This window comes from Muribacter muris (assembly GCF_001038205.1).
In the GTDB taxonomy this organism is placed as follows: domain Bacteria; phylum Pseudomonadota; class Gammaproteobacteria; order Enterobacterales; family Pasteurellaceae; genus Muribacter; species Muribacter muris.
In genome coordinates, this window is the sequence record NZ_JWIZ01000014.1 from 82,401 (window position 1) to 91,842 (window position 9,442).

At 45.9% G+C, this 9,442-nt stretch carries 5 protein-coding genes, 5 tRNA genes and 1 pseudogene; 1 reads left to right on the forward strand and 10 read right to left on the reverse strand.

The window, feature by feature from the left end; translation table 11 throughout:
- Positions 1-38: 38 nt before the first annotated feature.
- From putP to RO21_RS03005, 3 genes are all read right to left on the reverse strand, one after another.
- Complete coding sequence (putP, locus tag RO21_RS02995; protein ID WP_047976319.1) at positions 39-1,547, reverse strand: sodium/proline symporter PutP; 1,509 nt, start codon at positions 1,545-1,547, stop codon at positions 39-41.
- A gap of 323 nt (positions 1,548-1,870) precedes the next feature.
- Entirely contained in the window at positions 1,871-2,344 is a 474-nt protein-coding gene (gene greB, locus RO21_RS03000; RefSeq protein ID WP_047976320.1) for a transcription elongation factor GreB, read from the reverse strand.
- A complete protein-coding gene (locus RO21_RS03005; RefSeq protein WP_047976321.1) occupies positions 2,344-3,279 on the reverse strand; it encodes a KpsF/GutQ family sugar-phosphate isomerase in 936 nt (311 codons plus the stop codon). Before RO21_RS03005 ends, greB begins: the two co-directional genes overlap by 1 nt.
- Positions 3,280-3,609: 330 nt before the next feature.
- On the opposite strand from RO21_RS03005, the gene RO21_RS03010 reads away from it, so the two are divergent.
- Positions 3,610-4,926 carry a CitMHS family transporter gene (locus RO21_RS03010; protein ID WP_047976322.1) on the forward strand — a complete coding sequence of 439 codons (1,317 nt, stop codon included), beginning with the start codon at positions 3,610-3,612 and terminating at the stop codon, positions 4,924-4,926.
- Positions 4,927-5,027: 101 nt separating this feature from the next.
- Here the strand turns inward: RO21_RS03010 and RO21_RS03015 are convergent.
- From RO21_RS03015 to RO21_RS12740, 7 genes and pseudogenes are all read right to left on the reverse strand, one after another.
- A tRNA-Gly gene (locus tag RO21_RS03015) sits at positions 5,028-5,103 on the reverse strand.
- An 18-nt stretch (positions 5,104-5,121) separates the two neighbouring features.
- Positions 5,122-5,208: transfer RNA gene (locus tag RO21_RS03020), tRNA-Leu, on the reverse strand.
- Positions 5,209-5,210: 2 nt separating this feature from the next.
- Positions 5,211-5,286: transfer RNA gene (locus RO21_RS03025), tRNA-Gly, on the reverse strand.
- Positions 5,287-5,305: 19 nt separating this feature from the next.
- Positions 5,306-5,392: transfer RNA gene (locus tag RO21_RS03030), tRNA-Leu, on the reverse strand.
- A gap of 2 nt (positions 5,393-5,394) precedes the next feature.
- Positions 5,395-5,470, reverse strand: a tRNA-Gly gene (locus RO21_RS03035).
- 160 nt (positions 5,471-5,630) lie between these two features.
- Positions 5,631-9,083, reverse strand: a complete 3,453-nt coding sequence (gene mfd / locus RO21_RS03040; protein ID WP_047976323.1) for a transcription-repair coupling factor — start codon at positions 9,081-9,083, stop codon at positions 5,631-5,633.
- 282 nt (positions 9,084-9,365) lie between these two features.
- Positions 9,366-9,442 (reverse strand): annotated as a pseudogene (locus tag RO21_RS12740) (IS1595 family transposase); the annotation flags it as partial.

A 9,442-nucleotide genomic window follows, 5' to 3' on the forward strand; every position in this document is an offset into this window, starting at 1 on the left:
AAAAAAGACGGCTGCCGAAAGGCGAACCGTCTTTGCGATTAAGATTTCATTGCGTCTTTGTAAGCATTATTTGCTTTTTCAAAAGTCTCACTAATTTCGCTGCGTGGTGCAGGGGTAATTAGCGATACGATAATGATCGCAATAGTGGCTAAAATAAAGCCGGGGATCATTTCGTAGATACCACTATTTGGCACTAATGTATTCCAGAACACGACCACCAATGCGCCGGTAAGCATTCCTGCCATTGCACCTGCTGCGTTCATTCGTTTCCAGAACAGCGATAAAATCACTACCGGCCCAAAGGCACAGCCGAAGCCTGCCCACGCATAAGACACAAGACCTAATACTTTACTGTTCGGATCTTGTGCCAAGACAATCGCTAATACCGCAATGGCTAAAACCATCAATCGGCCAAGCCAAACTAACTCTTTTTGCGAGGCTTTAGGGCGTAAAATACCTTTGTAAAAATCTTCGGTAATCGCACTGGAGCAGATCAGTAACTGACAACTTAAGGTACTCATTACCGCCGCTAAAATTGCAGAGAGCAATATGCCTGCAATCCAAGGGTTAAATAGAATACGGGCAAGTTCAATAAAGACTTGTTCGTGGTTCTGATTAACCACCGCAGCTTGCGCCGGATTAGCAAAGAAGTAGGCTTGACCAAAGAAGCCGATACCAACCGCCCCGAACAGACAGATGATCATCCACGTCATACTGATGCGGCGGGCATTCGGAATGGTTTTGACGCTATCCGCCGCCATAAAGCGTGCCAAAATGTGTGGCTGACCGAAGTAGCCTAGCCCCCAAGCCGATAAGCTCAGTAAACCGATAAAGGTCGTGCCGGTAAACAGATCGGTAAAATCTTTATTTACCGCATTCCCGGCAGCAACGATGACTTGGTGGGTTTCTTCAAAGCCGCCAAGCTGAATAAGAACGAAAATCGGCGTTAAAAACAGCGCAAACAGCATTAGCGTAGCTTGGATAGTATCTGTCCAGCTGACCGCCAAAAAGCCACCGATAAAGGTATAGATGATCGTGGCTAATGCGCCGTACCAAAGTGCCGTGCTATAAGGCACATTAAATAAATTTTCAAATAATCTTGCACCGGCAACGACCCCTGACGCACAGTAAATAGCAAAGAAGAACAGGATAATCGCAGCAGAGACAATTTTAAGGATTTTGGTGTTATCGCCAAAGCGATGGTGGAAGTATTCCGGTAGGGTAAGCGAGTTTGCGTTGTATTCGGTGTGCATCCGTAAACGACCTGCAACAAATAGCCAGTTTAAATACGCACCCACGGTTAAGCCGATCGCAATCCAGCCTTCAACCAACCCTGCCGCATAAACGGCACCGGGCAGCCCCATCAACAGCCAGCCGGACATATCGGACGCACCGGCGGATAAACCGGTTACAAAGCTACCTAAACTTCGCCCGCCTAAAATATAATCCGAAAAGTTATTGGTAAAACGGTAAGCAATAAAGCCTATCGAGATCATTCCGATAATATAAATCAGAAAGGTGGTTGTGGTTGGGTCAAAACCAAGCATAGGGTTTCTCCTTCTTATTCTAATGAATGTCAAAAAACTTACTATATCAGAAAATCATTTACTGAAAATTGGGCGAACCGTAAGCGATGATAATTTATGCATTATCCCTGAATGGCTGATGAGTATATCGCAAAAGTATTGAGTGAAGTTACATCTTTTTAACAAATTTGTGATGTAGGTAACACTATTTTTGAAAAGGGGCTAACCTAGGCGGTTAAAAGGTTTGACTTTCGTCAGAATATTGAGTCGCAATTAGAAAAAGTATGTAGGATTTGGGTATATTGCGATATTTTACCGCTTCCTAATAGTCGGTCATTTTAGGGTTAATCATACCAAATTTTATTGATATATAAGCGGGTTTTACCCGATGGGGTGGTAACGAGAATTTCGTCATCAACCTGTTTACCAATTAGCGCTCTGGCAACGGGAGAGTCAATTGAGATCCAGTGTTTTGCCGGATCAAACTCATCGCAGCCGACAATTCGGTATTGTTTGGTTTCGCCTTGTTCGTTTTCCAGTTCCACCCAAGCCCCGAAAAAGACTTTACCGTCTTGGCTTGGGTGATAATCGACAATTTGCAACACTTCGAGCCGTTTAGTCAGAAAGCGGACACGCCGATCGATCTCACGCAAACGGCGCTTACCATAGATATATTCGGCATTTTCACTACGATCGCCTAACGCTGCCGCATCGGATACCGCTTGTGTTACTTTGGGGCGTTCCTCTTTCCAGAGAAATTTAAGTTCTTGATCCAATGCCTGCCAGCCGCTACGGGTGATATAGTTTGTTTTTGCCATTAACTTGCAAACTCCACAATGCCGGATACCGTGCCGTTTTCCGTAACAGCAATCAGTGAATGGATATGGTTCTCCTTCATAAAGGCTTCGGCGTGAGCAAGGAAAGTAGTTTCTAAAATAGTTTTCGGATGGCGTGTCATCATTTGCTCTGCCGTTTTGTTTAGGCTTTCCGCCCCAAATTTGGCAAGGGTACGGCGAATATCACCATCGGTAATAATGCCGAGTAATTGGGCATTTTCCATCACTAACGCCACGCCCATTCTACCTTCATTCATTACATCAAGGCACTGACTAAATTGACTGTCCGGCGATGTAATCGGCAATTTGCGTTGCATCACATCACGTACACGACAGAGCAATTTACGTCCAAGGCTACCCCCCGGATGGAAACGGGCAAAATCTTCCGCTTTGAACTGACGAGCGTTAATCAAGGCAATAGCTAACGCATCACCGAGTGCCATTGTGATGAGGCTGGAAGTCGTCGGCGCAAGGTTATTCGGGCAGGCTTCCCGCTCAATACTAATATCTAAGCAAATATCTGCGTGCTGACCAAGCGTTGAATTGACATTGCCTGTCATTGCAATGATTTTATTACCGAAATTTTTCAGGCTCGGAATGAGTTTGTTCACGTCATCGGTTTCGCCACTATAAGAAATGAGGATCACGATGTCGATCGGCTTAAGCATTCCCAAATCACCGTGAAAGGCTTCGGTCGGGTGGAGAAAAAAGCTCGGTGTTCCTGTTGATGCAAAAGTTGCCACCATTTTTTTGCCGACTAGCCCCGATTTTCCGATTCCCGCTACCACGACACGCCCTGCACAATTTAAGATCATTTCGACAGCTTGCTCAAAGTGTTGATCAAGATGTTGGTTTAACCGTTCAATCGCAGAGGTATAAAGACTAAGCGTTGTGCGTGCACTGGAAAGGTGAGACATAATAAATCCTTAGGCTATAACAAACTCGCACGATTATACGCTAGTTTAGCGAAAGCAGAAATAGAGGCTGTCTTTTGATGAAAATATTTACATTTTCAAAAATCCTACTAATTGAATAAGTATAAAAAAACAACCAGATAAAGTGAGTATAGAACCGATAGCATTTCTCAAAACATTGTAATGTTATGCTTACAAGCGGTTGCTTTTAGTCTATTTTTTGTAAATTGTTAATCAAAAGTTGTGATCTTGTTCTCAAATGTGAAAAGAAGTCCTTTTCAATGTGCAAAATATCGCCTAATTTGAATAGACTGATTCAACAGGAGGAAAACTATGATTACGTTAATCGGATTAGCGATTATTTTTACCATCGTCTTATTATTACTGACAGAGAAAACTTCGCCGGTTGTCGCTTTAGTGTTAATCCCGGTCATCGGTGCGTTTCTCGCCGGCTTTTCCGTGGCGGATTTAACGAAATTTTACCAAGCAGGCACGAAATCGGTGGTACAAATTGCCATTATGTTTATTTTTGCCATCATCTTTTTTGGCATAATGAACGATGTCGGCTTGTTTAACCCAATGATAAACCAACTGATTCGGCTGACCGGCGGTAATGTAGTAGCGGTAACGGTCGGCACAGTGATTATTTCTACCATTGCCCAATTAGACGGTGCAGGCGCATCGACTTTTTTACTGGTCGTTCCGCCACTCTTACCGCTGTATAAACGGCTAAGAATTAACCCCTATTTACTCTTTTTACTGTTGGCAGCCAGTGCCGGTATTATCAATATGTTGCCGTGGGGCGGGCCTTTAGGGCGGATTGCCAGTATATTAGGCAAAGATGTTGCTGAGCTGTATCAACCTTTAATGGCAGTACAGGGCATCGGGATTGGTGTTACCTTAATGGTAGCGATTCTTCTCGGTTTAAAAGAGAAAAAGCGTATTGCGAAAGAATATGGCGACAGTCTGTATGACGTAACATTTGATGCCAGCGTCGGCACACAGGAAAATTTAGCGCAAAAAAGCCCTAAAGCACAATCGAAAGGGCTTTTTCTGATTAACTTGGCGTTATTCATTATCACTTTAGGCGTGTTAGTTTCTGCCATTTTACCTTCCGGCTATGTATTTATGATCGCCGTTGTTTTGGCACTTTTGATCAATTTCCGCGATCCGAAAGAACAACTTGCACGCATCAATGCCCACGCCGGCGGAGCGATAATGATGGCAAGTATTATCTTAGCTGCCGGCACATTTTTAGGGGTATTACGGGAATCGGGAATGCTCACTTCGATTGCAACCGATTTAGTCAAAATTCTGCCGGATAGCTTAATTCCGCATCTTCATATTGTGATTGGTGCTCTTGGCGTGCCTCTAGAATTAGTATTTAGTACGGACGCTTACTATTTCGGCTTATTTCCGGTGGTAGAGCATATCACTCAACAAGCCGGTGTACCCTCTGTTTCAGCAGGCTATGCAATGATGATCGGCAGCATTGTCGGTACTTTCGTTTCCCCGTTTTCTCCGGCGCTTTGGATGGGGTTAGGGCTGGCTAAACTCTCAATGGGTCAACATATCCGCTATTCATTCTTTTGGATTTGGGGCATTTCACTGCTGACACTCGGTGGTGCAATCTTGCTTGGGATTATTTAGTGCAAGCGGTGGTTTGAAGGCGGAAATAAGCAAAACATAGCGTTGGAGCCTTGCTATATAAGGTTCTAACGTATGTTTAAGATAAAAGATTATAAAGTAAATGGAGCGGGAAACGAGGCTCGAACTCGCGACCCCGACCTTGGCAAGGTCGTGCTCTACCAACTGAGCTATTCCCGCATAGATTTGATTTTTAAATGGTGCCCGAGGCCAGACTTGAACTGGCACGCCTCGAAAGGCGAGGGATTTTAAATCCCTTGCGTCTACCGATTCCGCCACTCGGGCATTGGAGCGGGAAACGAGGCTCGAACTCGCGACCCCGACCTTGGCAAGGTCGTGCTCTACCAACTGAGCTATTCCCGCATAGATTTGATTTTTTAAATGGTGCCCGAGGCCAGACTTGAACTGGCACGCCTCGAAAGGCGAGGGATTTTAAATCCCTTGCGTCTACCGATTCCGCCACTCGGGCAATGGAGCGGGAAACGAGGCTCGAACTCGCGACCCCGACCTTGGCAAGGTCGTGCTCTACCAACTGAGCTATTCCCGCTAAAAAACGCTACTGAGTAAGTAGCGTTTTGATGTGGTGCATTTTAGCGATTTAAGACGCTCTGTCAAACGAAAATTTGCAAAAAATGCGTGTTAGCCTAAAAATCAGACTTTTTGCCGAGTTTTTGTTAATTTTGTCTCCGTTCCGACCGCTTGCAAGGCTAAGCGGTTAGTTGTTCGAGCAAGTCGGTGATAAATTTCAAACGCACTTCGGCACTATCAAGGGGTTTGGCAAACTTGAATTTCAGTGGCCCGTCAAATTTATAGACATTTTTTTCTTGCTGAATGAGCTGTAAGAAACGTGTCGGGTCAAGGGCGGCATTCGGTTTAAATTCCAAATAGCCGCCTTGCATACCGGCTTCCACCTTTTTCAGTTGTAGCTGTTTGGCTAGCTGGCGTAATTGGGTGATCTGAAAGAGGTTTTTCGCCGCACTCGGCAGTAAGCCGAAACGGTCAATCAGCTCGACTTTAAGGGCTTGTAAACTTTGTGTATCTTCGCTGCTGGCGATCCGTTTGTAGAACGATAACCGCATATTGACATCCGGCACATAGTCATCGGGCAGTAATGCCGGCACGCGTAGTTCAATATCGACTTGCTGTTGCGTAATTTCATCGAGGGTCGGTTCACGCCCTTCCTGTAAGGCTTTCACCGCATTTTCCAGTAAATCCATATAAAGTGAAAAGCCGATGGATTCAATTTGCCCGCTCTGTTCGCTGCCGAGCAGTTCGCCGGCACCCCGAATCTCTAAATCGTGAGTGGCCAGCACAAATCCTGCCCCTAAGTTGTCGATCGTGCTCATTGCCTCCAGCCGTTGTTCTGCCTCTTTGGTGAGGGTTTTCGGGTGTGGCGTGAGCATATAGGCGTAGGCTTGGTGGTGGGAGCGTCCCACACGCCCTCGCAGTTGGTGGAGCTGTGCCAAGCCGAATTTATCCGCCCGTTCAATGATGATGGTATTGGCACTCGGCACATCAATGCCGGTTTCGATAATGGTCGAACAGACCAACAAATTAAAGCGTTGATGATAGAAATCGGACATTACACGCTCCAATTCCCGTTCCCGCATTTGACCGTGCCCGATAACGATGCGGGCTTCCGGCACTAATTCCGCCAATTTCGTTGCACAATTCTCGATCGTTGCCACGTCATTATGCAGGTAATAAACTTGTCCGCCACGCAAAATTTCACGCAGAATAGCTTCTCGGATAATAAGTTCATCACTTTGGCGGACAAAGGTTTTGATCGACAAACGGCGAGCCGGCGGGCTGGCGATGATTGACAGATCCCGCATTCCGTTTAATGCCATATTGAGTGTACGGGGGATCGGCGTGGCGGTGAGGGTGAGAATGTCCACATTGGCACGCAGTTGTTTAATCCGCTCTTTTTGGCGAACGCCGAAGCGGTGTTCCTCGTCAATCACCAGCAAGCCTAAATCACGGAAAATCACATCGTCTTGTAGCAATTTATGCGTGCCGACTAAAATATCTACTTTACCTTCTGCGGTACGGGTAAGAATATCTTTCTGTTCTTTGGCGGTTTTAAAGCGGGAAAGCACCTCAACCTGCACCGGCTGATTGGCAAAACGATCTTTAAAATTCTCATAGTGCTGCTGGGCGAGCAAGGTGGTTGGAGCGAGAATAGCGACTTGTTTGTGGTTCATTACCGCCAGAAAGGTTGCCCGCATTGCCACTTCGGTTTTGCCGAAGCCGACATCGCCGCACACAAGCCGATCCATCGCTTTCGGCTGGCACATATCGCTGATTACCGCGTCTATCGCCAGTTTTTGATCGTGCGTTTCTTCAAATGGGAAGGTCGCACTGAATTGGCGGAACGCCTCTTTGTCGTAAGTAAATGCAAACCCTTTTTGCGATTCCCGTTTGGCGTAAACGTCCAGCAGTTCCGCCGCTACATCACGAGTTTTTTCCGCCGCTTTTTGACGGCTTTTCGCCCACGCTTCACTGCCTAATTTGTGTAATGGGGCGTTCTCATCACTGCCGCCGATATAACGGCTGATTAAATGCAACGAGGCAACAGGCACGTAGAGTTTGGCATCATTAGCATAGTGCAGAACAAGGTATTCCGCTTTCACGCCACCTGCGTCTAAAGTGGTTAATCCGGCGTAACGTCCGACCCCGTTTTCCAAATGTACCACCGCTTGCCCGATTTTTAACTCGGCTAAGTTGCGGATCAAGGTGTCGGGATTGACGGTTTTTCGCTGTTTATGTGAGCTTCGCTGCTGAATTTTTTCGCCCAACAGATCCGTTTCGCAAATAATTGCCAATAACTGACCGCTTGCAGCTTCAATCATAAAGCCTTGGTCGAGGTTGCCGATCATTAAATTAAGCGGATCGAGTTTATCGGATAAGGTTTTGATCTGCTTCGGTTTTATGCCTAACGGCGAGAGTAAATCCAACAAGGTTTCCCGCCGTCCTTCCGACTCCACGGAAAACAGAATAGTACCGTTAAATTCGTGATAAAACTGTTGGAACAAGGCTAACGGCGTTTTATGGTGAGGCTGAACGGCAATCGCCGGCAACGGGTGAAGATTGGCATTTTGCTTGGTGGCGGACGGCTTTAGCTTTTCACTCGTTAAGCTCAAACGGGGATAATGCTTCAACGATTGATTAACCTGCTCCGGTGTGAACCACAGCATTTCCGGCGGCAACAGCGGGCGCATTGGATCGACTCTGCGGCTCTCAAAGCGTCTGCCTGTGTCTTGATAGAACTGTTCTGCTTTGGCTTGAATGGTGTCGAAGGTGATGAATAGCGTATTGGGCGAGAGATAGTCAAAGAAACTCGCCATTTGATCGAAAAAGAGCGGCTGCCAATATTCAATGCCGGCATTCAAAATCCCTTTACTGACTTGCTGATAAATATGTTCGGGCTCACGGCGGATTTCGCCGAATTGTTCACGGAATTTGCCGCGAAAATGCTCAATACCGTTGCTATCTGTCGGGAACTCGTGGGCAGGTAGCAGGTTGATACTCTCAATTTCCTCAATTGTCCGTTGGCTGTCCACATCAAAGGTGCGGATAGTGTCAATTTCATCGTCAAAAAAATCTAAACGGTAGGGGAGAGCCGAACCCATCGGGTATAAATCGAGTAGCCCGCCCCGCACGGCATATTCACCGTATTCCAACACCTGCTCGACGCCTCGATAGCCCGCATTTTCGAGCTGCAAGCGTAATTTTTCAATCGAAAACGCATCGCCCTTTTTAATCAATAACACATTATTAGCAAGGTAGCTCGGCGGGCAGATTTTTTGCATTAAGGTATTGATCGGTAATAGGAAAATCTGTTTTTTGCCCTGTTGTAGCCGAAACAGAGCGGACAGGCGTGCCGAAATAATGTCTTGATGCGGGGAAAAATTATCATAGGGCAGCGTTTCCCAATCGGGAAAAAGCTGAACCGCAAGCTCGGTAAACGCCGGCAGGCTTTTCTCTAACCGCAAGGCGGTACGGGAGTCGGGAGTAATCACCACGCTTAAGCCGTCAAATTGTGCCGCCGCCTGCGCAATGGCAAGGGTATCGGCGTGGCCGATTAAGTTACCGAGTAGTTGGTGATCTTGGTGTGAGCCGCTACTTTTCGGCAGCGTGAATTGAAGTTGGAAAGACATAACAAGCGGTTCGATTCGATGAATAGTTTGCAAAAACGCTAGTTTACTAAAGCTGTTCCTATTCTGCAAAAGATCGCACCGATCAAACCGCTTGTTTCTTAGGTTACCATTGGTAGCCGACTTTTAAACTCTCCGCCGTTAAAAAACGATTGAGATTAGGAAATTTATTGATGAGGTTTATTTAAATTTCTTTGAATATTTTTTGTTTGAAATATAACCAAATAGATTGGCTGATATTGACAATCTTTGATATTATTTTCTATTTGGGGCTGTACTAGATAACTAGAATAAATTCTGCTTTACTAATTGTTTTAAAATGGAAAATTGAACTTTTATTTCACTGTGGTTAAAACGCCATT

Coding starts and splice junctions, on each gene's coding strand:
- greB (WP_047976320.1), bottom strand. CDS start 2,344: ATGGCAAAAACAAACTATATCACCCGTAGCGGCTGGCAGGCATTGGAT.
- RO21_RS03010 (WP_047976322.1), top strand. CDS start 3,610: ATGATTACGTTAATCGGATTAGCGATTATTTTTACCATCGTCTTATTA.
- mfd (WP_047976323.1), bottom strand. CDS start 9,083: ATGTCTTTCCAACTTCAATTCACGCTGCCGAAAAGTAGCGGCTCACAC.
- putP (WP_047976319.1), bottom strand. CDS start 1,547: ATGCTTGGTTTTGACCCAACCACAACCACCTTTCTGATTTATATTATC.
- RO21_RS03005 (WP_047976321.1), bottom strand. CDS start 3,279: ATGTCTCACCTTTCCAGTGCACGCACAACGCTTAGTCTTTATACCTCT.